This is a genomic window from Limnobacter sp. G6BE5S (assembly GCF_058448965.1).
This window is the reverse complement of the sequence record NZ_JBZFLM010000002.1, coordinates 111,905-136,776: the sequence shown is the minus strand read 5'-3', so window position 1 is coordinate 136,776 and position 24,872 is coordinate 111,905. Positions and strand designations below refer to the sequence as shown.

Here is a 24,872-nt window from a genome sequence, read left to right as displayed (position 1 = left end):
TTTCAATGCCTCTTAAGTCTTATATATGATATAGGACTTTCCCTTGTTTTTGAAGGGGTCTGGGCCGATTCCCGTTGCTTTTAGAGCCTATTGTCGCTTTGCACGCTGATATTTCGCAGGGCTAAGGCCAGTGACCCGCTTAAAGGCGTGTGTAAAGGCACTTTGGTCGTTGTAACCCAGGAAATTGGCGACATCTGCCAGGCTTAGTTCGCCTGCCTCGATGCAGTTCCTGGCCATTTCCACGCGCACTTGTTCAAGTTCGTCCCGAAAACTGCTGCCCTGCTCCTGCAGGCGCCTTTGTAACGTGCGCGTGCTCATGAACAAGCGGCGTGCAACCTCGTCCAGCGAGGGCAAACCGGCGCTGACCGATTCCTGAATGGCCTTTTGCAGACCTGCAATGGATTCATCACCCGCTTTCACCTGCTTCAACAACAATTGAGCCTGCTGGTCCAACATGCTTCGCATGACATGGTCCGGCGACTTCAAGGGCGTTTCAAGCAAACTGGCGGGCCAAACCACCTCGGTGTACTTGCCGCCAAAAGCCACAGGGCAATTGAAGAAAGCATCAAAATCCACTTTGTTGACTGGCTCAGGATTAATAAACTGGACACGGCGCGGATGCACGGGCTGTGCAATCAAATGGTTGGTGAATGCGAGCAAAACCCCGATGGCCACCGAATCCACCCAATGGCCCGGGCGCCCACGCTCGGCACCCCAACGCAAAATAATTTCATCATTCTGAAAGGTCACAGCCAAGGCATTGACGCTGTACACCAGGTTTTCAAATTGCTGCAAACGGGCAAAGGCCTCTCCCAAATTGTTGCAACAACTGGCCACGTAGCCCAACAAGCCCATATTGGCCGGGCGCACATGGGCAGCGATCTTAAGCGGCATTGCGGGGTCTTGAACTTGTTCATGGGTCCACTGCAACATGGCTTGCCATTCAGACACCGAAATGCGATTCAACTCACCCGCCAGCGGGCGTGCAAACGGCATGCGCTCAGCCACCGCAGGGTGAGCGCTGGCCAACCAGTCAAACAGCAGGTTGACGTAGCTTGCCGAGATGTGTCCGAGATTAGAGTTTCGGTTCATTATTTGACAATAAGTATTGTCAGAAGAGTTTTACCTGTTCTATGCTAGCGCGTATTCAACACAACAACCTCAATAATCAGACACCACGCCATGAAAAAACACGCCACTGCAATCAAGCGACTCACAACCCTTTTGGCAAGCTCCGCACTTCTTGGCTTGGGTGCCTGTAGCGTCCAGGCGCCCGAAGGTGAAATTCAGGGCGCAGCAGGCCTGGCCATTGCCGCAGAACGTGCCATTTCAGGACTGGAACGCAAAGTACTTCAAATCGACGGCTTTGTGGTGCCTTACTTGCAAGGTGGTCAAGGTGAACCCTTGGTATTGATTCACGGTTTTGGCGGATCGAAAGACAACTTCAACCGCGTGGCCTACTACCTGACCAATCACTACACGGTGTATTCCATCGACGTACCCGGTTTCGGTGCCTCGACACGAGACATGAACGCCGATTATGTGATCAACACGCAAATAGACCGGGTACATGAAATTATCGAAAAGCTGGGTTTGCAAAAAACACATATCGGTGGCAATTCCATGGGCGGGTGGATCAGTGGCGCTTATGCTGCCAAGTACCCCGACAACGTGGCCTCAGTGTGGTTCTTGGCCCCCGCCGGTTTGCTCGAGTCGCGAAAATCGGAAGTGATTCAGAAGTTTGAGCAAACAGGTGAAATCGTGCTGACCGCCAGCAACCGGGAAGAGTTCGAGAAGATTGTGGACATTGTGATGTACGAGCGCCCTGCTTTTGCACCAGGCTTTGTGGTGGATGCCATGGCCGCCCGCGCCGCAGCCGACCAGCCTTTGCACCAACGAATTTACAAAGATTTCAAATCGGTGCCCTCTGACCTGGCGACGGCCTTGTCTTCATCCAGTTACAAAGGCCCAGGCCTGATTGTTTGGGGCAAGGAAGACCGCGTGTTGCATGTGGATGGAGCCGCAGAACTAAAAACTGCAATGCCCGGATTTGATGTGACGCTGATGGACAAGATTGGCCATGTACCGATGATGGAAAAGCCTGAACAGGTGGCAGCAGACTACGTGAAGTGGCGAGAGTCGATTGTTGGCGCGAATTCACAAAAATAAGGCTTGATCTCACAATATTTCTTGCCAAACTCCGCGCACAATTCAAAACATCAAAAAACCAAAACGCGGAGACAAACGCATGGAACAGTTGATCAGCCAGGCAATGCCTACATTCAATTTGCTGTTCGGCCCCAACCCCGACTGGAAGCAGGTTTTTTTAACGCTGCTTACACCTTTGTTTTTAGGGGCCACGCTTGTTGAATACCTGTATCTGAAAAGGGTCGGCAAATCATTTTTCTTCAAGAAAAATGAGGTGATCACCAATATGCTGTTAGGTGGTAGCTACCAGGCCATGGAACTGGTGTGGTTTGCACTGTTTGTATCGGCTTTCATGGAATGGATCTACACGTTCCGAATTGCCACCATCGAGGTCACCCCCCTTAGCTTCGCTGCCCTAGTCTTCGGGATCGAATTTTGTTATTACTGGTTTCACCGTGGCAGCCACCGCGTGCGCTGGTTCTGGTGTGCCCATGTGGTTCACCACAGTGGCGAGAACATGACCACCACCACCGCCATGCGTCAAAGCCTGTTTTATGCGGTGAACCTGCACCAAATTTTCTGGGCGCCCATGCTGATCATCGGCTTCCCCGTGTGGGCTGTATTGCTGGCCTATGGCATCAACCTGGGTTACCAATACTTTGTGCACACTCAGGCTGTGAACAAGTTTCCAAAGTGGTTTGAGTTCATTTTCAACACACCCAGCCACCACCGCGTGCACCATGGGCGCAACGCCGAATACATCGACAAGAACTACGGTGGCGTACTCATTATTTGGGATCGTATTTTTGGTACCTTTGAACCCGAAATTGCGTCAGTGGACTACGGCATTGTCCGCCAGCCCAAAACAAACAACATCTGGACACTGAACACACACGAATGGCGTGACATGTTTTCAGATGCACTCAAGCCAGGCCCATTGTGGCAACGCGTCAAACACATCTGGGCCCCACCCGAGTGGGAACGACCTGGCCTGAGCGATCAGTCCAACCTGCGCGACAAAACCATTTAAGCAATCTTCTCGTACTACAATGGGTAGAACCTAAGAAGGACTACCCATGCGCAGAAAACCACTAAATACCGCTTCCCGATCCAAACTGTCCAAGTACGCCAAACCCTTGGCGAGCTTGGCCATTCTGCTTGCCGATGCAGGCAGTCGCCTTGAGCGGCGTTTCTGGAAAAAAAAGCTGTTTGCTGCGTTGGCCCCAATGCTGGAAGGCAGAAGTGACACCACGTTGATGCAAACGCTGGACCACCTGTACAACACCAACTACCGGGCGTACGACGAACTGGCTTTTGCCATTGAAAACACCGTGGAAAGCCCGGAACTTGGTCAGGAAGAAGACATTCTTTTGCTGGCAGCTCCAGTGCTGGCTTGGTCAACCTACAACATTCCTTCAGGAAAAATTGAAGAAGCCACAGTGGCTGAATTCACTGCCCTGCTGCAGAAAAATGTATTGTCTGATCACGCGCATTTGGTGCTCACCAACATGCTGTTCAGCCCCGATCAACTGCCGGAAAGTTACACGGCAGCGGCCGAACTGGCTCGGCAGTTGGGACAAGCTGCAATTGACCGTGTCAAAGTGCGAATCGACACTGAAAACCTGCCCGCCACGCAAAGTTTTTTGAGTGATGTTCGGTATTTAATTGGTGCAATCTCGGTGCCAGCCGGCCAACCTGCATTCAAATGGCAGGTGGAAGCACACAGCAATGGCACCCTTCTTAGCAAAGAAGAAGTACTGGTGAACTGGCGCTTGACCGGCGGCCAAGCCCTGCAAAAAATCATGCCTGGCTGCCTGCTTGAACTGATGTTGCCCAACGGTCTTTACAACGCTTGCCGGGAGGCTGAAAAAGAAGCACGCGCCTATTCCGTTCGCGCCTCTGCAGCTTTTCTTGAAAATGCGCTGGATGTACCCACTCAAAAAATTCACGCCAGCGTGGGTGCGTTCGTTGACCGTGGCGAAATTGAAGAATACCGAATTGGTTTTTCTGTCGAAGGCAACAGCGACATTGTGCACGGCGTGGTTTGGCCATTGATTGGCGAAGAGTATGGCAACGAACCCGATCCCGTGTATGAAAAAGACATTGAAAGTGAACCCGACAACCCGGTCATTCGCTCCAAAATTGAAGCCCTTCTGAAGGAAGTCGGTATTCGGCAAATCAAGGTGCTGGAAGAACGTTTCCCGCTGGAGTACTGTGAAGATTGCGGATCGCCTTTGTACCCCAATCCGGAAGGCGAATTGCTACATGCGGAACTGCCCGAGGACTCGGAATTGCCCAACAGCATGCACCTGCATTGAAATTAAAAGTTTTGTAATTCGGTGTCGAAATTTTTCGGCACCTCACGAAAGGGAGAAACAGGTATGTCAACCCTGAAGCATTCAACACTTGATACGTTCACCACCCAAACCGGCCTGAATGGCCAGTTTTACAGCCTTCCCAAACTGGCTGAATCGGGCTTTCCCAACCTGCAGCGCCTGCCCGTATCAATTCGCATCGTGCTTGAATCGGTATTGCGCAACTGCGATGGCAAGAAAGTATCTGAAGAACATATTCAGCAACTGGCCAACTGGCAGCCACAAGCCAAACGCACCGATGAAATTCCCTTCATCGTAGCGCGTGTGGTTCTTCAAGACTTCACCGGTGTCCCGTTGCTGGCCGACCTTGCAGCAATGCGCAATGTGGCACACGACATGGGTCAAAACCCGAAAAAAATTGAACCCTTGGTGCCTGTCGATTTGGTGGTCGACCACTCCGTGATGATTGACCACTTTGGTACAACCGATTCACTGCGCCAGAACATGGAAATTGAATTCCAGCGCAATGGCGAGCGTTATCAGTTCATGAAATGGGGTATGCAGGCCTTTGATACCTTCAAGGTGGTGCCCCCCGGCATTGGTATTGTTCACCAGGTCAATCTTGAATATTTATTCCGTGGCGTACGCAGCGCGGTAAGGTCTGGCGAGGAAAACGAAAACACCGTGTACTACCCCGACACCCTGGTGGGCACCGACAGCCACACCACCATGATTAACGGTGTTGGCGTTGTAGGCTGGGGCGTGGGCGGAATTGAAGCCGAAGCAGGCATGTTGGGCCAACCCGTGTACTTTTTGACACCCGATGTGGTGGGTGTTGAATTGACCAACGCCCTGCGTGAAGGAATTACTGCCACCGACCTTGTGCTGGCCATTACCGAGTTGCTGCGCAAGAGAAAAGTGGTGGGTAAGTTTGTTGAATTTTACGGTCCTGGCGCAGCCAGCCTTTCCGTTACAGACCGCGCGACACTGGCCAATATGGCACCTGAATACGGTGCCACCATGGGCTTCTTTCCGCCTGATGCAAAAACTGTGGAATTCATGCGGAAAACAGGTCGCACAGCTGCAGAAGCAGACCGCTTTGAAGCTTACTTCAAGGCGCAAGGCCTGTTGGGTATGCCCGAACCCGGCGCGATTGATTATTCCGAAGTGGTGACACTTGATCTCGACAGCATAGAACCCTCACTTGCCGGGCCAAAGCGTCCACAAGACCGGGTGTTGTTGAAAAACATGAAACAGCAATTCAACACGCTGTTTTCCGAGCCCATGACCGCCAATGGTTTCGGCAAAGACTCAGCAACACTGAATACACGCTACCCCACCGGGCTGAACAAACTGGAAATTGGACACGGCGATGTACTGCTTGCAGCGATCACCAGTTGCACCAACACCTCCAACCCAGGGGTTATGTTGGCAGCGGGCTTGCTGGCCAAGAAAGCGGTCGAAAAAGGTCTGAAAATTCAACCACACATCAAAACCTCGCTGGGTCCAGGCTCGCGCGTGGTAAGCGATTATCTGGAAAAAACAGGCCTGCAACCTTACCTGGACAAACTGGGATTCAACGTGGCTGCTTATGGTTGCACTACCTGCATTGGCAATGCGGGCGACCTGCTTCCTGAAATCAACGACACCATTTTGAAAAACGATGTGATCGGTTGTTCCGTGTTGTCGGGCAACCGCAACTTCGAAGCGCGTATTCACCCCAACTTAAAAGCCAACTTTTTGGCTTCACCCCCATTGGTTGTTGCGTACGCACTCAGCGGCAAAACCAATATGGACATGACCTCTGAGCCAATTGGCACAGGAAGTGACGGAAACCCCGTCTACCTGCGGGACATTTGGCCCAGCAACGCGGAAGTGAATGAATTGTTGCCCACTGCACTGGATGCACCCACATTCGTGCGCCTGTACAGCAATTTCACCGAGGGCCACGACCTGTGGAACAACGTACCCGCACCCGAGGGGCAGGTGTACCCTTGGCCACAGTCCACCTACATTGCCAAGCCTCCGTTCTTCGATGAATTTGGCATGCAACCCTCTAAGGTGGAAGCAATTCGCGGCGCAAAACCCTTGTTGATTCTCGGTGATTCAGTGACCACCGATCACATTTCACCTGCCGGTTCGTTCAAGCCCACAACCCCTGCAGGCCAATACTTGCAAGAACACGAAGTGGCGCAAAAAGACTTCAACAGCTACGGCTCACGAAGGGGCAATCACGATGTCATGATTCGCGGCACTTTTGCCAATGTGCGTGTGAAAAACCTGATGATTCCGCCCGATGCAAACGGCAACCGGATCGAGGGTGGCTTTACGGTCAAAGACGGCAAACAAACCACGGTGTACGACGCAGCCATGGAATACATCGCGCAAGGCACACCCACAATTGTGCTGGCTGGCGAAGAATACGGCACAGGCTCGTCCCGTGACTGGGCTGCCAAAGGCACCCAATTATTGGGCGTGAAAGTGGTGGTGGCCAGAAGCTACGAGCGCATTCACCGCAGTAACCTGGTGGGTATGGGTGTGTTGCCCTTGCAGTTTTTGGACGAGGACTCCATTCAAAGTTTGAAGCTGGACGGCAGCGAAACCTATGATGTGATTGGGTTGGGCGAGAACACAGCACCGCAAGCCGAACTGGTGCTGCGAATTACCCGAGCTGACGGCAAGGTGCAAGATGTAAAAGTGCTAAGCCGAATTGACACGCCCATCGAGGTCGAATATTACAAACACAGCGGCATTCTGCCGTTTGTATTGCGGGAGTTGCTGGGGGCGTAAAGCGGTATTTAGCCCTTGTTACTTCTCGCCTGCTTCGCACCCTGACGAATCAACAAAAGGATAGGTACCAGCGCGATCATCACAATCATCAGCGCTGGTACCGCTGCTTCTGTCAAACGTTCATCCGAGGCGAACTGATACGACCGCACAGCCAGGGTATCGAAATCAAACGGCCGCAACACCAAAGTGGCTGGCAACTCTTTGATGACATCGACGATCACCAGCAACATACCGGTGGCGACCGATCCCTTGAGCACAGGCAAATGTACGTGCCAAAGCACCTGCCTTGGCGTTCGACCCAAGATGCGGGCCGATTCATCAATGTGTTTGGTAATTTGCTGCAAGCCAGAATCAACCGATTGCAAAGCAGCCGACGTAAACCGCACGTTGTAGGCATAAACCAATGCCAGAACGCTGCCCGTCAAAGCTGGCACCTGCCAACCCATGTCGTAAGTAAAGCGATCCACAGTGGCCAAAGGCAACAAAATGGCAATAGCCAAAATTGCTCCGGGCACACCGTATCCAAGTGAAATCAAACGGTAAATGGCAGTGACCCACCACACTTGTGCCTGCCGTTTTACATAAGCCAAAAATACTGCAAGCACCACAGCCACCATGGCTGCCATACCGCCCAGCAAGGCGGAATGATAAGCCCACTTCAAACTATTGGACCAATCGATTGATGTGTCTACATCCACCACCAGTGCCAGAAGTATCAGAACTGGCAACACAAAACCCAATATAAAAGGCATGACCGATAAAAATACAACCCACGCTGCTTGAGCGCCCTTCAACCGTTTGCGCTCTATCACGCTGCCCTTGCCCGACTGCGTGTAAAACTGCGCACGGCCCCGTGCTTTTGACTCGAACACAATCAGTGCCAGCATGACCGCCAGCAACATCACAGCCAACAGGGCCGCGCTTTCACGATCACCCAGATTCAGCCAGGTATTGAAAATTGCCGTGGTGAAGGTGCGCACGCCGAAGTAGGACAATGCACCGTACTCCGCCAAGGTCTCCATAAGCACCAAAGTAAGGCCAACCACCCAAGCCGGTCGCGCCACGGGCAAACCAACCTTCAGGAACGCGCTGGTTGCGCTGTGGCCCAAGGAGCGGGCTGCATCCAGCATCGAGGGGCTGCGCCCCAGAAATGCAGTACGTGCCATGATGTAAACATACGGATACAAGACAAAACTGAGCACCAAAATTGCGCCAGTGGTGGATCGAATCTCGGGAATTCTGAATTCACTGCCCAAAACTTCCCGCAGACTGCCGGCCAGCCAGCCAGAATACTGAAGTGCGTCTGTATAGGCATATGCAATCACATACGAAGGCATGGCCATAGGCAGCAACAACAACCATTCAAGCCATTTACGCCCTGGAAACTCATGTGCAGACACCCACCAGGCGGGCAAGACACCCATGGTACTGGTCAAAATAACAACACCTATACACAGGTAGATTGTTTGCCCAATAAGGTCGGGAAGAATGGTACTGGCCAAATGCGTAAGCACCTGAGGAGCTTGAAACAGACTAAAGCCGGCCAAGCCAAATAAATAGACGAACGGCAGCAACAGCAGCAAAGCCAGTAGCGCTATAGAAATGCGACTTCTTAACCCCAGAGTAAACAAACCAACCGCCCAGACATGGCAAAATAGAAGTGAGAATGATTTTACTTTAAGTTCATGCAGATCACCGGAACCCAAGGTGAACTGCGTGGTAATCAGACCACGGCGCCACAGAAAAAATGAAACAATCCACAGCCCTGAGCATCAATGAATTGAGCATTCTGTACCCAGGGGGCAGTGCCCCTGCCGTTCAAAATGTCAGTTTTGAACTGGCTCAAGGTGAAATTGCTTGTTTGCTCGGCCCCTCCGGTTGCGGGAAAACCACCCTGCTTCGCGCGATCGCGGGGTTTTTGATGCCCACCCAAGGCAATATTTTGCTGAAAGGTGAAAAAGCCAGCGAACCGGGTAAAGTACGCAGCCCTGAGAACCGCAATGTGGGCGTCGTTTTTCAGGACTATGCCCTGTTTCCCCACCTTAGCGTTCGAAAGAATATTGAGTTTGGGCTGCACAAACGAAGTGAGCAGGATAAGCGCAATCGAAGTGGTGAACTGCTGGCATTGATCGGTCTGGAAGCCTTGGCCGACAGATACCCACACGAACTTTCGGGCGGTCAGCAACAACGCGTTGCGTTGGCACGCGCCCTTGCACCCAAGCCCACATTGATCTTGCTCGACGAGCCTTTTTCCAACCTTGACGTCGAGCTGAAAGAGCGCCTGACATTTGAAGTTCGGGAAATATTGAAAGCGGAGAACATGAGCGCCATTTTGGTAACCCACGACCAACATGAAGCCTTCAGCATGGCAGATCGCATCGGCGTGATGCACGCCGGTGAGTTGCAGCAATGGGGATCGTCTTACAGCCTCTATCACCAACCCAACTCACGCATGGTGGCTGATTTTATCGGTCAAGGTGTGTTTTTACCTGGCAAGAAAACTGAACAAGGTTTGCAAATTGAATTGGCTCATCTTCGTTTGACTGAAGACCAGCTTCCCGAAAGCGACGAGTTTGATGTGTTGATTCGTCCGGATGACATTATTCACGATGACGCCAGCCCGATGCTGGCCAAAGTGGTCCGCAAGTCTTTTCGTGGTGCGGATTTTCTATACACCCTTGAGCTGGAAAGCGGTGTGCATGTGTTGGCCTTGGTACCAAGCCACCACAACCATGCAATAGGCGAACCCATCGGGATCAAGCTGGAGCTTGATCACGTGATCACTTTTGATAGGATTTAATTATCCCAGGTCGGATGATCCTGGGCCACTGGTAGGCAAGCCGCCATCTACGTCGGCATTGCTGGCTGTAGAACTGATCGACGAGGCACCACCCGCAGACGCAAAAAGCTCGGAGGCTTCTTGAATGCTATTGGGGCTGGAGAAATCCAGTGTGAGCGGGAAGGCTTCAGGGGAGGTAAACAGCGCGTCCAGCGTGGCCGCAAAAGCCAGGGAATGAGAACTTCCAGCCAATTCGGGCTGAGCAAACAAACCTGAATCTATTTGCATGGAAGTTAGCAATGAGTCGACATCAAATGCGGACACCTCTTGTACCGCATTGTTTACCTCATTGGACAACTCACCAAACACGTCTTGGCTCAAAGTGTTCAAGTCAAGCACCTGTGCTTGAATATCGGCGATAAGCTGAGTCAACTCCGAGTGACTGAGTTCGCCATCCAAAGCATGCTTCACGCGCGGCATGACATCTAAAAGTTCAGAGTTCAAGGCTTCAAAGGACACTTGTTCATTCATGGTGTTCAGAATTCCTGCAGAATCTGCGTTGGCAAGCAAGGCCGGGTCTACGCTGGCCAGACTTGACGAACTTTCAAATACGCTGACATCACTGACACAAGCCTGAGAAATGCTTCGCAGTTCGCCAAATCCGAGAGACGGTGCGCTGGAAAACTCTTTGGGATCCAGACCATCAGCCGAGGAAAAAGCAATTCTGGACGACGCAGCAGATGGTTCGTAACTGTCAAAAAACTCAATCGTCGCTCGGCTGACAGGGTCGCGCAATTCTCCAGCGGAGTAGCTGAGATCGGTCTGCACTGACAATTGAATGACGGAATTTGACATAAACCCAATTTTTTTGGTGACGTTCTACCATTTTATACGATAGGCCACTCAAATTGGATTCAAAACTACCCCCCATCAAAAAAGGGGGAGAGTTTTATTTATTTTGATCCAGAGAACCCAGCAATCCGTCCAAAGCACCGCCCTCGGTGCCAGCACTGGAAGATATTCCACTGCTGAGTGAATCCAGCAAGCCAGAATCAGATTCACTTGAAGAGCTACTCAACCCAGACAGCAGGCCTCCGCCATCAGTGATCGGCTCCAGTATGGGATCCAGCAAGGGATCGGTGATGTCGGTGACCGGGTCGGTGATGTCGGTGATGGTATCGACAATTGGATCAACAACCGGGTCGGTGATGTCGGTGATCGTATCGACAATTGGATCAACAACCGGATCGGTGATGTCGGTGATCATATCAACAATTGGATCAACAACCGGATCGGTGATGTCGGTAATCGTGTCGATGATTGGATCAACAACCGGATCGGTAATGTCGGTAATCGTGTCGACAATTGGATCAACAACCGGATCGGTAATGTCGGTAATCGTGTCGATGATTGGATCAACAACCGGATCGGTAATGTCGGTAATCGTGTCGATGATTCCTGTCACCGGATCAGCGATCGGAGACAAATCCAGATCTGGCAAAGACCCAACCAACGATGCAATGTCATCGAATGTTGAATCAAGATTCAACAAGCTGTCGAGCTGAGGGTTGGCGCCAACATTGATTGTTCCCAACAGATCGGTCAAAACAGTTGAAACTTCCCCGGCATCTTGGAAAATATTCAAACCCAAATCGCCGCTTGGCAACCCGGTTTGTGAAGAGACCTGGCTTTGAACATCGCCACTCAGGTTATCGAACACAGAATCGAAAGTACTGTTCAACAGATTGATTTGATCCAATACAGAATCAATGGCTGCTTGCAGATTCTCTGGGCCGGGGTTTTGATCCAGACCAGCGATCAGGCTGTTCAATGCATCATCCGGATTTATTCCACCACCGCCTTCCAGCATGGCCATCAGTTGCGCGAATTCGGCTGAAACAGGCACCATCGAACCGTCGGAATTGCCAACAGGCTTTAGCAGAGGCAGATCTGAAACGTTTGAAGTACCAGGCATCTGCGCGAAAGCCTTGTCACCCAAGCCCGCCAAAGTTGCCGATTCACCCACCGATGCTTTACCAAAGGTAACCGGGGCAGCACTGGCCACTTGTGCAGCCATACCCATTGCACTGGACGCACCACTTGTATCAGCCGCCGCAACGGCGCCCAACAAGCCCGCACCTGAATAGGCAGGCGATAAACCCGAAAATCCGCTGCCCGCGCCGGGCGAAGTGGAAAACTGGTTCTTTGCAGCATTACCGGAAAAACCAGTATTGGCACCCAAACCTTCGAAATCAGATGTATTAAGAGTCGATTGGAGAAACTGCATGTTCAGCGCAGAGGGATCGGCGAGCTGCTGTTCAGCGCGCTCAACAGCCAAATCCTCAGCTGTACTCTTGGTGTTTTGAATGTCGTCGCCCATTTTTGTCGTTCCTCTGGGAATCGCCCCGTTCACGCCAGTTTCTCAGGGTTTGAACCCTGCGAATGGATGAATTAAGGCAGTAAAGTGCCCCTGTTTTCACAGTGTGGGCACTTTACCTACAAAAATCAAGACTTTACCGATAAAACCGAGGGTCTAGAACGGGTGCTGGCTTCAAGCTCGGACGCAACTCTTTTTCTGCTGCGCTACCCTGCACACGGCTACGCTCCGAACTTTTTTCGATTTCCAGCCGTTGCGCCGGGGTGAGAACAAAGCCAGCGGCCTTTTCCACCTCGGTTTGGCTGACATCCAAACCAAGCTTCTCGGCAATTTTTTGATCCGCTGGGCTGCTTGCAATATCAGCCGTGTCTTTCAAGCTGCTTTCCAATCGCTCACGCTCGGGGGTTTTTGAGAAAAACAACTCGAACCAGTCACCCTCTGCACCTGCAGTCGGCATCAACAAACCCATGGCATGCATCAAGCGGAAACCTGCATCTCTCGCATCAAATACTGCATTGATGTACGCGATCAACACGTTGAAATATTCAACTTGCGCATCCAGCATCACGATCACGGTTTCGCGACCAAAATCACGAAGGCGTTTACGATTCTTGAATACCTGCAAGGAATCTGCATAGGCGCCACGCAAAGTAACCGAACGCGATTGACCTGCGTTCCACTTGCCCCATTGAAAACGGACACTTTCCTCAACCCGCAACCGGGCAGCAGCAAGCTGGGCGCGTCGTGTATCAATTGTGGCGGCGGCCTGGTTAACACGGGCCACCTGCTCGCCGCCAGAGAACGCGCTGTATTGCAAACGCAAATTCACCGAACTGTCGGTTCTATCACCAGTAAACGGGTCAGGCTCACCAAAAAATTGCTGAATACCGACCAGGTTTAAAGAGGGATACAAGCTCGCATCTTCGGCCGTGTAGTTGTGCCGGGCTTTCACAATCTGACTTTCAGCGACACGAATTTCCGGATTGGAAAACAAGGCTTTGGTAACGGCCTCATCCACCAACTGCGGCAACATATTGCGCTGAATCTCCAATTCTGGCACGTTGTACCCTTCCGGATACACACCGAAGTAACGGAAGTAAGTGGCGCGCGCCTCTTCAAACTGCCCCTCAAAGTTCACCAAACGGTCTCGGGTCACGGCCAAACGTGCCTTTGCGAACTGCGCATCGGTGACACCGCTGCCGCCCAATTCAACCCGGCGTTCTTCCAAGGCCAACAACTGCGCAACTGCCGCCTCTGCCGCACGTGAAGCCTCAACCAACAAGGCATTGCGAGACAGGGTGCTGCTGGCCAGAAAGCTTTCAAGCACCACATCTTGAATCGTTCGTACGAATTGCCCATCGGCAATTGTTCCGTCCGTCTCGGCTGCTTTCACCCTCGCGGTAATTCGACCTGCGGTGTAAATGGGTTGGGTAACCGTGATATCGGTCGATTGCCGGTTGGTTACAGTTGAGCTGGAGCTTGCATTTGCCCCCACAGTAATTTTTGGGTAATAGGCAGCTCTGGCGCCATCCTCAATAAACTGCGATGCATTCACATTAATGCGAGAAGTAACAATTTCAGGGTTGGTTCGCAACATGTTCAGAAAGCGAATTTTGGTGAGCTCTTCCTTGCTCATCTTTGCGGCTTCGGCAGGGGCAATTCGGCGGGCACGAAACTCATTGTTGTCGTTGCCCACATTGGCGGAGGGTTCTTCACGCTCGGGCAGGTCTTGCGCACCCACTGGAAATGCAAGAAGGCCCGCAAACAGCACACACAGTGCTTTGCGAGCCCATACGCCCCCCTGGGTCATGTCCAATTGTTTTGTCATGTGTTGCTTTATGGTTCTCTGAAGGCTTCTTGCTTCAGCTTCAATACAGGTTTTAACAAATAATAAATAAAGGGTTGTGAACCCACATTAATGTCTACTTCGGCAGTCATACCCGGAGAAATGCGCAATGGCGCATCGGGGGTTCCAAAAAACGCTTTATCGGTGCTCACGATCAAACGGTAATGTGGGCCGGTTTCCTCGGTTCCTGGGTCAGTATCTGCGGCAATCTGGGTGACCTTGCCCGGCAACGTGCCATAACGCAAGAAATCGTATGCAGAAACCTTCACTTCTGAAGCCTGATCCATCGTGACATAACCGCGATCGGCAGGAGAAAGTCTGGTTTCTACCACCAATACCTCGTCTACGGGAACCACTTCCATAATCGGTTCGCCCTGGCGTACTACGTTACCCACGGCCTGCAATTTCAGGTTTTTAACGACACCGTCAATCGGTGAGCGGATTACAGCACGGTCACGCTGATCACTGGCACGATCAATTTCATCTTTCAAACTGGCAAGCTGGCGTTCAAGCGTGGTTAATTCATCTGCAGCCCTGCGGCGGAACTTGCCATCTTCTTCCACGCGGCGGGCACGGCTTTGCCCAACCGAGGCCTGCGCCGACGCAATGGTTTGGCGCATCGATGCAATTTCGGCAGTCAGGCTGTCATAATCGCGTTTCTTGGTTAGATACTCCAACTGCGACACCAAGCGCTCACGCACAAGTTCGCGGGTAATCTCCAACTCGCGCAAGGTAGTCACCGAACGGTTCTCCAAGCCTTCAAGTTTGGCCTGCAATTCGCCTACTTTGCCTTGATTACCCAGCATTTGGCTGTCATTAACGCCCAAAATACCATTCAACTCGGTGATTCGCGCAAGATAGGTCGCCTGCTCAGTGCGGTACAAATCGGGATAATCCGCAATAATTTCTGCCGGATACTCTGGCGCTTTGCCTGAGGCCTCGCCCAGCAAACGCGCACGACTCATCTCAAGCGCGGCCCGGCGGCTTTTCAACTCTTCAATATTGATACCCGAAGTCGCCAGGTTCAGTTGAACCAACATTGCACCTTCTTTGATCACATCGCCTTCTTTGACAGCCAATTCCTGAACAATACCGCCTTCCAGGTGTTGAATACTTTTGACGCGACTTGAGGGGATAACCTTACCAGGCGCGGTAACCACCTGATCAACACGAATAAACAAGGAGGCAAACAAAGACAGGGCGATCAAACCCAGTGCAAACCTGCTTTTGGTGTCAAAACCGCCGCCGTTGGGCTTGTACAAGGCTGGCACTTCATAGGGCTTCAGATCATTCTTGCCGACTTCGGCCAAAGCATTGTTGGACTTCATAATTTCTCGACCTTCGCTCATTAGGCTTGAGCGGCCTTACCGCCCGCATCAGTATTCGCTTGCCCTGCTTGTCCACTGGCTCCCAAAGTCTGCTTTGTGGCATCGGAAGAAACCTGCGACGCCGCCTTGGGGGCCGCTGGCACTGGTTTCGGTACAGAAATACCGTACAACAGCTTCAACATTTCGGGTGTGGCACCCACATGCAACTTGGAGGCCTTGTCCAGATAAATAATCTTGTCGCAGATGGACATCAAGCGAACCGAATGCGTCACCATGATGATGGTTTTAACAGTGGCCAAACTTTTGAACACGGCCATCAAGTGGGTTTCAGCGGCAAAATCCAGATCGTTTGTTGGTTCATCGAGCAACAAAACTGGTGCGTCAGACAAGAAAGCCTGGGTAATCGCAACCCGCCGGCGTTGCCCACCCGACAAGCGGTTACCGCCCTCGCCCACCTGTGTCATGTAACCATCAGGCATCTTCGCAATAAACTCATGTGCACCTGAACGTTTGGCGGCCAGCAAAATTTGCTCGTCGCTCGCGTCGGGGTTGGACCGGCGCAGGTTCTCAACAATGGTGCCTTCGAATAGCTGTGAAGTTTGGGGCAAAAAGCCGATCCACTTGGCAAGCTCTTGGCGGGAGAACTGCGACAAATCGTATTCGTCGAGCAGTACTCGGCCACCTTGCGGTTCATACAAACCGCGCAGCAATTTGAGCAAGGTTGATTTGCCGGCACCGTTGTCACCGGCCAAACCGTAAATACCTCGGGGGCCAATCTGGGCTGACACCGATTTCACCACTTCCTTTTGTGCACCCACGTGCTGGTAGCTTACGTTTTCCAAACGCAAGGCACCCGAAGGCATGGGCAAGTTCAACCCGGTGTGCTGTTTTTCTTCATCCGACGCAAACACCTTATTCAGGCGGTCAGTGGCTTCGCGGGAATGTGCAATTGAACGCCAATGTCCCGTCAACGCAGCCAAAGGACCAATGGCCTTTGCAGCCAACATATTGGATGCAATCAAACCACCGACGGTCATCCACTGGTTGATCACGGCATAAGCGCCTACGGCGGTAATGGCCACGTTCACACACAGCATGATGGAAACGGACAGCTCGCGCTGGTCTTCCATTTCGCCATTTTTCTGGAATGACTCTTGAACCCAAGAGTTGTAGCTCGAGACCCATGCGCGTTTGGCAGAATCGTCCTGAACCAAGCTTTTGATGGCTTCGCGGCCGCGACAAACCTCGGCCAGCACCTCATCGCGTCGACGGGCGCGCGAGAACTCTTCCACCCTGCGCTTTCTGAACTCACCCGAGCTATACCACGAGAGTGCTGCCAAGCACGCCAAACCAATCAGCACCACAGGCAAGACAGGCAATGCAATGGTCGCAATCAAACCAATGGCCAAAATCGCAAACGGCAAATCCAAAATGGTCATGGCAACCGCGCCACTCCACACAACACGCACGGTGTCCACATCTTTAAACAGGGAGTACCAAGCGGCAGTTGAACGTGCCTCAAGCTGCCGCAATGGAATCGACAGAATTTTATTCATCAATTTGCTGGCAATTTGCCCGTCGATTTTGACCGCAGCCACGCGTAAAACGCGAGCGCGGAACGAGCGCAAAATAAGGTCGGCCGCCAGCAAAATACCCATACCGATCAACAGAGCGGTCAGAGTATTAAGACCAGAGCGATAGATCACCCGATCGTAAACCTGTAAAGCAAAGACCGCTGGAAACAGGGCCACCAGATTCACGAAAATAGACAGCAGCGCCGCACGCTTTAACAAAGGCAAAGCAGTGCGTATAACGCCCTCAACGGTTTTGGAGCTCGATGCCTCAACGACGCCTTCATCTGCGTTGGCGTCGCCAGACTTCTCAGCCTTCAGCCCGAAATTCCAGAGCGCTTCAAGCCTTTCTTTGAACAAATATTTAACCGACATTGCGAGTTCCTAGGTTATGCAGCGCCCGCTGAACCAGCCATGCGCAACTGTTGCGCCTTGAGTCGTTCGAGCAATACCAAATAGGAGGCAATCAGACGAACGACTGCAGGGCGCATGCCCGCCAGTTGTTCACGAGTCAATTTGGCAAGCGGGTTTTCCAATCGGGTCTTGGCATCGGGTTGCGCATCAATGGCACGGCACACGCGCTCAAATACGTGGCTGAGCGCAGCATCGACCTCTGCCTCGGACATGGCTGAATACAGCACCTGCGGCTTGGTATCAATCAAACTCAAGCGCTCCTGCCAACCCAACACAGACTTGGCCAGTGTCGGGTCCAGTCGTAACTGCCCTTCAAACGCGGTGCGTTCTGCGCCGCGCATTACACCGAGTACATAATCAGCGGCCAACCAGTTTTTGTCATCGTCCGTCATGGAAACCCCCTATGCCAGATATCCGGATTGCTCAGCATCCTGGCGGCGTGAATTGCCCGCAGCCAGCGTTGCCAAACCTTCGGACTGAAATTCGTCGTATACAGTTTTCAATTCGATCAAACCCCTACGCACCCATGTTTTAACGGTACCCAATGGCACATTCAGGTGCTCAGAGATCTCTGCATGGCTCATGCCATGCGTGTAGGCCAAAGTGAGCACTTGCCTGTACTTGCCCTCAAGGCGTTGCACACACGCCTGCATCACTCGGCTGGTTTCTTTGTCATCCGTGCTGGTGGAGTGTGCTTCAAAAACCAATTCGTTGGGTTTGTCGTCCTGATCAGAAAACTGGTCAAGAGAAATTGAATTCACGGTATGGCTTTGTTGCGCCAGCAGGTCCAGCGCCCTGTTTCTGACCACTTGGTGCAACCAGGTTTCTGGCGCAGACAGCTTGTTGTTGAACGTGTGCGCGTATCGCCAAAGGCGAATGTAGGCGTCCTGGAGTACATCTTGAGCTAGCCCAGGCTCCCGAACAATGCGCAACGCGACTGCAAACATCTTTCTAGACGTGAGTTGATACAGCTCCTCAAACGCCTTTCGATCGCGATTTGCAATTCGTTCAATTAAAGAAGCGAGTTCTTCTCTCAACCTGGCTGTCCCCGAGATGAAGTCATTTGTGTGTTTGATACGTCCTGATACTGTTAATTTACAGTCGGGCCGGACTTTGGATTCGTCAAAAAGGCCAAGTTTTACTGCTCAAACCACTGAATAGGGCCACCCAACTTGGGGGATGTAACTCTTAAGTATCCCCTAGCTAAGGGATACTAGCAAAAGTTCTGATTCCAGAACAGTACTTGCACTGTCTATTTGCTTACATAGTCTACCGAAATGCAATCCCCCCCAAACTAATTAACCCGACTGAAATTACCTACAGACGCTTGAATCCAAAATTTATTGCCCGAAGTACAAATCGAATGAGTGGCAACCAAAACAAATTCCAATAGCGGGGCGAACAATGACCTTAATACCGAGCTGGCCAAGCCAGCCACACATGGGTGGGACTATGAAGAATGACAAGGGCTTGGCAGGTCGACCACTAACGCCTCGGGAAACGGGCATACAAAGCACCACCCCAGGCAGAACAATCAGCCTTCAGCCGATGTTCGTAACCAATCGAACAACCCTGGAAGAAATTGACAATCACCTGGCCAACGCAGAAACGCGAATAGTCGTGATTACAATTGAAAAAGGCAACCGACACGGAGAGGCCGTCGTTAGCCACATCGGCGCAACCTATTCCGACGTTCGCGTGGTTCTCGTATGCGAAGGCAACGCCCAAGATATTTTGGCCATGGCGTTCAAACCAGGCGTATGGGCTTGCGTTGGCCGTCAATCATCCGTAGAAACCCTTCGCGAAGCGATTGACACGGTGGCTGCGGGCGCACGTTACGTGGCACCCGAACTGGTGAGTAACAAAACATCCTCACCATATGGATCTGGCGAGCAGCAAGGCCTGGGAAATCAAATCAATCCATTGGCAGACCAGGACGAAGGCGCACAACTGACTCGTCGTGAACGACAAGTGCTTACGTTGATCGCCCAAGGCCGTCCACGCCGCGAAATCGCGGAATTGCTGAAGGTTTCACCCCGCACCATCGACGCGTACCGCGCTCGTTTGCTGCAAAAGCTGAATCTGGATTCCAGCGTTCAACTGGTGAAATATGCAATTTCTGCAGGCATGGCCACTTAAGGTAATCTGCAACAGTTAAGACCAGAAACCCCGCTGAGCAGCGGGGTTTTTTGTTTGTGCGGCTAAAATACCGTATTAATGCAGATCCTTTAAATCACCCATGAACAAAAAAGCCCTGGTACTTTTCTCCGGCGGACAGGACAGCACGGTGTGCCTGGCCTGGGCACTGTCTAAATTTGCGCACGTAGAAACCATCGGCTTTGACTACGGACAGCGCCACAGGATCGAACTGGAATGCAGGCTTACCGTACTTGAGAGAATGCGCGAACAGTTTCCCGAGTGGTCCCACAAGCTGGGTGAAGACCGGGTGATTGACCTGAGCTGGCTAGGGCAAATTTCCGATTGCGCACTGACCGAAGAGCGCGAAATCGAGTTGAATGAAACCGGTTTACCCAACACGTTTGTGCCAGGGCGTAATTTGGTGTTCTTTTTGATCTCCTCAGCCGTAGCCTACCGCAGGGGTTTGTCTACCTTGGTGGGTGGCATGTGCCAAACCGATTTTTCAGGCTATCCCGATTGTCGTGAAGACACGCTAAAAGCGCTACAAGTTGCCACCAATCTGGGTATGGCCAGCACCTTCCGGTTTGAAACACCGCTCATGTGGATTGATAAAACCGAGACTTTTCAACTTGGAGAACAGTTGGGTGGCAAGAAACTACTCGAAATCATCCTTCGCGACACACACACCTGCTACACAGGCGATCGAACCCATGAACACGACTGGGGTTTCGGCTGCGGAGAATGCCCAGCCTGCGACTTGCGCAAACGCGGGTGGAAAAACTACATTTCACAACAGAATCAATAGCTTGAAAGTAAAAAAGCAAACACACCGGAAACCCTTGACTGGCTTGGTTTTGCCCAATTTTTAAGCAGCAGAAAAATAAATGAAATTATTTTGCAAAAACGTTTGACACAAAAATTTTTCTTGCTATAATTTCGTTCTCTCAACGACGTCACGTTGTTGAAATGCGGGAATAGCTCAGTTGGTAGAGCGATACCTTGCCAAGGTATAGGTCGCGAGTTCGAGTCTCGTTTCCCGCTCCAAATTCCTAAGGGGAAGTGATACACTTCCCCTTTTCTTTGCCCGCCATATTTTGGTGGAACACCCTTGGCGGGGTGGCAGAGTGGTCATGCAGCGGACTGCAACTCCGTGTACGCCGGTTCGATTCCGACCCCCGCCTCCAAGTTTTCAAGCCATCAGCCCGGGTGGTGAAATTGGTAGACACAACGGACTTAAAATCCGTCGCTTACCGTAAAAGGGGCGTACCGGTTCGATTCCGGTCCCGGGCACCACAGGCAACACTCTTCACACATTCAATCGCGCGTACAATAGCGCATTGCGTCTAGAACAATCTCAAAGAACCACACCGTGACTCGCCGAATTCTTGTTACCTCTGCCTTGCCGTATGCAAACGGCGCCATTCACCTTGGCCATCTGGTTGAATACATTCAAACCGACATCTGGGTTCGCTTTCAAAAAATGCAAAGCAACGAGGTGTACTACGTGTGCGCCGATGACACACACGGCACGCCCGTCATGCTGCGTGCGCAAGCCGAGGGCATTAGCCCCGAGGAATTGATTGCCCGGGTCAGCACTGAACACCAGCGCGACTTTGCCAGCTTCCATGTGGGCTTCGACAATTACTATTCTACCAATGCGCCCGAGAACAAGGCCCATTGCGAAACCATCTACACACGCTTGCGCGATGCGGGGCTGATTCAAACCCGCTCTGTAGAACAGTTCTACGACCCAGTCAAAGAAATGTTTTTGCCCGACCGCTTCATCAAGGGCGAATGCCCAAAATGCGGCGCGAAAGACCAATACGGCGACTCCTGTGAAGTGTGCGGCGCCACCTACCAGCCCACGGAACTGAAAAACGCTTACTCCACAGTGTCGGGAGCGGCGCCCATTCGCAAAAGCTCCGACCACTATTTCTTCAAGCTGTCTGACCCGCGCTGTGAGAATTTTCTGCGTCAGTGGACTCAAACCCCGGGGCGATTGCAAGTAGAAGCCAGCCGCAAAATGCAGGAATGGCTGGGTGAAGAAGGCAGTGGCAAACTTGCAGACTGGGATATTTCACGCGATGCGCCCTACTTCGGCTTTGAGATTCCCGATGCACCGGGCAAATATTTCTATGTGTGGCTAGATGCGCCTGTCGGTTACTTTGCAAGCTTCCAGAATCTGTGCGAACGAATCGGCGTGGACTATCAGGAATTCCTGAAAGCCGACACCAAAACCGAGATGATTCACTTCATCGGCAAAGACATTCTTTACTTCCACGCCCTGTTCTGGCCAGCCATGCTTGAATTTGCAGGCCTGCGCACCCCAACCAAAGTGAATGCGCACGGTTTCCTGACTGTCGATGGCGCAAAAATGAGCAAAAGCCGAGGTACCTTTATTACCGCGGAAAGCTTTATCAAGCAGGGTTTGAACCCGGAATGGCTGCGCTATTACTTTGCTGCCAAGCTGAATTCAACCATGGAAGACCTGGACCTGAGTTTTGCGGACTTCACCGCCCGCGTAAACAGCGACCTGGTGGGCAAGTACATCAACATTGCCAGTCGCAGCGCAGGCTTTCTGGTGAAAAACTTTGAAGGTCGTGTTCTGGATTCAGCCATGCAGCACCCACTGCTTGTGGACATTCGTGCGCAAGCGGCCGCAATCGCCACCCATTACGACGAGCGGGAATACGGCAAAGCCATTCGCGAGGTGATGGCATGCGCCGACAAGGTGAATGCCTATGTGGATCAGGAAAAGCCTTGGGAATTGGCCAAGAACGCTGACAAACAAACAGAACTGCAAACCGCCTGCTCCATCTGCCTTGAAGCATTTCGCCTGCTGACCCTGTATTTAAAACCTGTGTTACCCGTGTTGGCCGGCAATGCCGAGAACATATTGGGCGTGGCCCCGATGACTTGGGCCAGCGTGAACACACCGTTGAACAGCACAATACCTGTACAGGCCTTCAAACACTTGATGCAACGTGTGGATCAAAAGCAAATTGACGCCTTGATTGAGGCCAACAAACAATCGTTGGCACCCGCCGCACCTGCTGCACCCGCCCAAGCGAAAACTGAGACAAAGACCATCTCAGGCGAATTCATCAGTATTGATGATTTCACCAAAATCGATCTGCGAATTGGATTGGTCAAAGAATGCAAGGCTGTTGAAGGCTCTACCAAGCTATTGCAACTCACTGTCGATTTGGGCGAGGAAAAGCCACGCAATATCTTTTCCGGTATTGCCGCGCACTACCAGCCCGAGCAACTCAACGGACAATACGTGGTCGTGGTCGCCAACCTGGCACCACGCAAAATGAAGTTTGGTGTGTCTGAAGGCATGGTTTTGTGTGCCGCATCAGATGACGACAGTGCATTAAGCACCCTGACGGCCCTGGGCAAGCTCACCCCGGGAATGAAAATCAGCTAAAAGGAAAACATGGCCGCACCCCAGTTTCTGAAAACGCTCAAACCATTCAAGCCACGAATCGGGGACAGCTTGAGGGGATACAACTCCCAACGTTTTCTGAAAGACCTGGGTGCCGGCATCACTGTGGGTGTGGTTGCCCTGCCCTTGGCCATGGCCTTTGCAATCGCCAGCGGGCTTGAACCACAAACAGGCCTGTTCACCGCGATCGTGGCAGGTTTCATCGTCTCGGCGTTTGGTGGTTCCAGCGTTCAAATCGGCGGCCCGGCGGGCGCCTTCATTGTGGTGGTGCTTGGCATCGTCAATCAATATGGCGTGGCCAATTTGATTGCCTGCACACTCATGGCTGGCGCGCTGCTGTTTCTCATGGGCTTAACCGGACTCGGAAGCCTTGTTCGACTAATTCCAGTCAGCATTGTGATTGGCTTCACCAACGGCATTGCCGTGCTTATCGCGCTGTCACAAATCAAAGACTTTTTTGGTTTGAACATTGATGTGACACAAGGCAATTTTTTTGAAAAAAACTGGGCGCTGTTACAAGCCATACCTGGCCTGAACTGGTCGGCATTCATCCTGGCCAGCTCAAGCCTCGTGTTTCTGTTTATGTGGCCCAAATTGTTTGCAATGCTTGGCAAAGGTCGCACACAGGGCACATTTCCCAAAATTCTTCAAAGTGTTCCTGGCTCAGTCATACTCTTGGTAGCGGGCACACTGATTTCATTCAGTCTTGGACTCGATATAGAAACCATCGGCAGCAAGTTTGGAGAAATCCCCCGGAGTCTTCCCACATTGGCCCTGCCCTCCATTGAACTGGCCAGCATTCAAACGTTAATTGGTCCCACATTGACTATTGCATTTTTGTGCGCCATCGAATCCCTGCTGTGCGCCCGCGTGGCCGATGGCATTACTCACGAAAAGCACGACCCCAACCAGGAATTAATGGCCCAGGGCTTGGCCAACATTGCCTCACCCTTGTTTGGCGGCATGCCCGCCACCGGCACCATTGCACGTACAGTCACCAATATCCGCTCGGGCGGTAACTCACCGGTCGCAGGCATTGTTCACGCATTCACCTTGCTGCTGATCATGTTGATTGCCGCCCCGCTTGCATTTCACATTCCGCTGGCCGTGCTGTCGGCCGTACTCATGTTCGTGGCTTACAACATGGGCGAATGGCGAGAATTCCCAAAGCTGAAGCAATACACCACCGTATACAAAGTGATCATGCTGGCCACCTTCTTGCTCACGGTGATTGTCGATCTGACCGTTGCGGTTCAGGTTGGACTTGTTTTGGCTGGCGTGTTCTTTATTTATCGAGTGTCTACACTGACCGAGTTCATCCCGGTTTACCTGAAAGACGAAGACCGGGCCAAAGGAATCACCGCTTATAAAATCTATGGTTCCCTGTTCTTCGCTGTGGTTGGGAAAATTGAAAACCTGATACTGCACACGGGCAAATCCACCAAGACCCTGATTCTGGACCTTCACCAGACCATTTCAATTGACACCACCGCCCTTGAATGCCTGGAAGAACTGAATGCCGAGTTGCAGCGTGCCGGGCATACCCTGATATTTTGTGGCCTGAACAGCCAGGCTTTGTCCCTATTCAAACGCAGCGGTTTTATGGCCCAATTGCAGGCCGGGCAAGTTCAAGACGACTTTTCTGCTGCCATGGCACATGCGCATGCAATTTCTTTCGAGGATCAGGCTGGCGCCTGATAAAATAAGAAAATCCTTT

Annotated in this window: 18 protein-coding genes and 3 tRNA genes; 12 read left to right on the top strand and 9 right to left on the bottom strand. The window is 52.0% G+C overall.

Annotation, left to right across the window (positions count from 1 at the left end; translation table 11 throughout):
- Positions 1 to 87 precede the first annotated feature (87 nt).
- Positions 88 to 1,092, bottom strand: a complete 1,005-nt coding sequence (locus tag ACVL1J_RS03865; protein WP_341236685.1) for a helix-turn-helix domain-containing protein — start codon at positions 1,090 to 1,092, stop codon at positions 88 to 90.
- A 90-nt stretch (positions 1,093 to 1,182) separates the two neighbouring features.
- Here ACVL1J_RS03865 and ACVL1J_RS03860 point away from each other — a divergent pair, with 90 nt between their 5' ends.
- The 4 genes from ACVL1J_RS03860 to acnA all read left to right on the top strand — a co-directional run bounded on the left by ACVL1J_RS03860 (position 1,183) and on the right by acnA (position 7,253).
- Positions 1,183 to 2,169, top strand: coding sequence for an alpha/beta fold hydrolase (locus tag ACVL1J_RS03860; protein ID WP_341236686.1), 987 nt, complete (start codon positions 1,183 to 1,185; stop codon positions 2,167 to 2,169).
- Between the two features lie 79 nt (positions 2,170 to 2,248).
- Positions 2,249 to 3,178, top strand: a complete 930-nt coding sequence (locus tag ACVL1J_RS03855; protein ID WP_159568677.1) for a sterol desaturase family protein — start codon at positions 2,249 to 2,251, stop codon at positions 3,176 to 3,178.
- A 46-nt stretch (positions 3,179 to 3,224) separates the two neighbouring features.
- Entirely contained in the window at positions 3,225 to 4,466 is a 1,242-nt protein-coding gene (locus ACVL1J_RS03850) for a DUF2863 family protein (protein ID WP_341236687.1), read from the top strand.
- Positions 4,467 to 4,529: 63 nt separating this feature from the next.
- A complete protein-coding gene (gene acnA / locus ACVL1J_RS03845) occupies positions 4,530 to 7,253 on the top strand; it encodes an aconitate hydratase AcnA (protein ID WP_341236688.1) in 2,724 nt (907 codons plus the stop codon).
- Positions 7,254 to 7,261: 8 nt separating this feature from the next.
- On the opposite strand, the gene ACVL1J_RS03840 is transcribed toward acnA, so the two are convergent.
- Positions 7,262 to 8,689: an ABC transporter permease gene (locus tag ACVL1J_RS03840; RefSeq protein WP_341236689.1), complete on the bottom strand. Its 1,428-nt coding sequence runs from the start codon at positions 8,687 to 8,689 to the stop codon at positions 7,262 to 7,264.
- A 311-nt stretch (positions 8,690 to 9,000) separates the two neighbouring features.
- Here ACVL1J_RS03840 and ACVL1J_RS03835 point away from each other — a divergent pair, with 311 nt between their 5' ends.
- On the top strand, positions 9,001 to 10,053 hold the full coding sequence (locus tag ACVL1J_RS03835; protein WP_341236690.1) for an ABC transporter ATP-binding protein: 1,053 nt from the start codon (positions 9,001 to 9,003) through the stop codon (positions 10,051 to 10,053).
- Here ACVL1J_RS03835 and ACVL1J_RS03830 read toward each other — a convergent pair whose 3' ends face one another.
- The 7 genes from ACVL1J_RS03830 to ACVL1J_RS03800 all read right to left on the bottom strand — a co-directional run bounded on the left by ACVL1J_RS03830 (position 10,054) and on the right by ACVL1J_RS03800 (position 18,605).
- Complete coding sequence (locus ACVL1J_RS03830) at positions 10,054 to 10,887, bottom strand: hypothetical protein (RefSeq protein ID WP_159568681.1); 834 nt, start codon at positions 10,885 to 10,887, stop codon at positions 10,054 to 10,056.
- A 94-nt stretch (positions 10,888 to 10,981) separates the two neighbouring features.
- The gene (locus ACVL1J_RS03825) at positions 10,982 to 12,412 is read right to left on the bottom strand and encodes a hypothetical protein (RefSeq protein ID WP_491665125.1); all 1,431 of its coding nucleotides are present in this window, start codon (positions 12,410 to 12,412) and stop codon (positions 10,982 to 10,984) included.
- A 133-nt stretch (positions 12,413 to 12,545) separates the two neighbouring features.
- On the bottom strand, positions 12,546 to 14,237 hold the full coding sequence (locus ACVL1J_RS03820) for a TolC family protein (RefSeq protein WP_341237265.1): 1,692 nt from the start codon (positions 14,235 to 14,237) through the stop codon (positions 12,546 to 12,548).
- 8 nt (positions 14,238 to 14,245) lie between these two features.
- Positions 14,246 to 15,583 carry an HlyD family type I secretion periplasmic adaptor subunit gene (locus ACVL1J_RS03815; protein WP_159568684.1) on the bottom strand — a complete coding sequence of 446 codons (1,338 nt, stop codon included), beginning with the start codon at positions 15,581 to 15,583 and terminating at the stop codon, positions 14,246 to 14,248.
- 20 nt (positions 15,584 to 15,603) lie between these two features.
- Positions 15,604 to 17,529, bottom strand: a complete 1,926-nt coding sequence (locus ACVL1J_RS03810) for a peptidase domain-containing ABC transporter (protein ID WP_159568685.1) — start codon at positions 17,527 to 17,529, stop codon at positions 15,604 to 15,606.
- 14 nt (positions 17,530 to 17,543) lie between these two features.
- The gene (locus ACVL1J_RS03805; RefSeq protein ID WP_159568686.1) at positions 17,544 to 17,960 is read right to left on the bottom strand and encodes a hypothetical protein; all 417 of its coding nucleotides are present in this window, start codon (positions 17,958 to 17,960) and stop codon (positions 17,544 to 17,546) included.
- A 9-nt stretch (positions 17,961 to 17,969) separates the two neighbouring features.
- The gene (locus ACVL1J_RS03800) at positions 17,970 to 18,605 is read right to left on the bottom strand and encodes an RNA polymerase sigma factor (RefSeq protein ID WP_256366099.1); all 636 of its coding nucleotides are present in this window, start codon (positions 18,603 to 18,605) and stop codon (positions 17,970 to 17,972) included.
- A gap of 415 nt (positions 18,606 to 19,020) precedes the next feature.
- On the opposite strand from ACVL1J_RS03800, the gene ACVL1J_RS03795 reads away from it, so the two are divergent.
- The 7 genes from ACVL1J_RS03795 to ACVL1J_RS03765 all read left to right on the top strand — a co-directional run bounded on the left by ACVL1J_RS03795 (position 19,021) and on the right by ACVL1J_RS03765 (position 24,853).
- A complete protein-coding gene (locus ACVL1J_RS03795) occupies positions 19,021 to 19,707 on the top strand; it encodes a response regulator transcription factor (protein ID WP_159568688.1) in 687 nt (228 codons plus the stop codon).
- 100 nt (positions 19,708 to 19,807) lie between these two features.
- The gene (queC, locus tag ACVL1J_RS03790; protein WP_159568689.1) at positions 19,808 to 20,512 is read left to right on the top strand and encodes a 7-cyano-7-deazaguanine synthase QueC; all 705 of its coding nucleotides are present in this window, start codon (positions 19,808 to 19,810) and stop codon (positions 20,510 to 20,512) included.
- 163 nt (positions 20,513 to 20,675) lie between these two features.
- Positions 20,676 to 20,751 (top strand) — tRNA-Gly (locus ACVL1J_RS03785).
- Positions 20,752 to 20,817: 66 nt separating this feature from the next.
- A tRNA-Cys gene (locus tag ACVL1J_RS03780) sits at positions 20,818 to 20,891 on the top strand.
- A gap of 16 nt (positions 20,892 to 20,907) precedes the next feature.
- Positions 20,908 to 21,000: transfer RNA gene (locus tag ACVL1J_RS03775), tRNA-Leu, on the top strand.
- 76 nt (positions 21,001 to 21,076) lie between these two features.
- Positions 21,077 to 23,137, top strand: coding sequence for a methionine--tRNA ligase (gene metG, locus ACVL1J_RS03770; RefSeq protein ID WP_341237266.1), 2,061 nt, complete (start codon positions 21,077 to 21,079; stop codon positions 23,135 to 23,137).
- A 9-nt stretch (positions 23,138 to 23,146) separates the two neighbouring features.
- Positions 23,147 to 24,853, top strand: coding sequence for a SulP family inorganic anion transporter (locus tag ACVL1J_RS03765; protein ID WP_159568691.1), 1,707 nt, complete (start codon positions 23,147 to 23,149; stop codon positions 24,851 to 24,853).
- Positions 24,854 to 24,872: the final 19 nt, after the last annotated feature.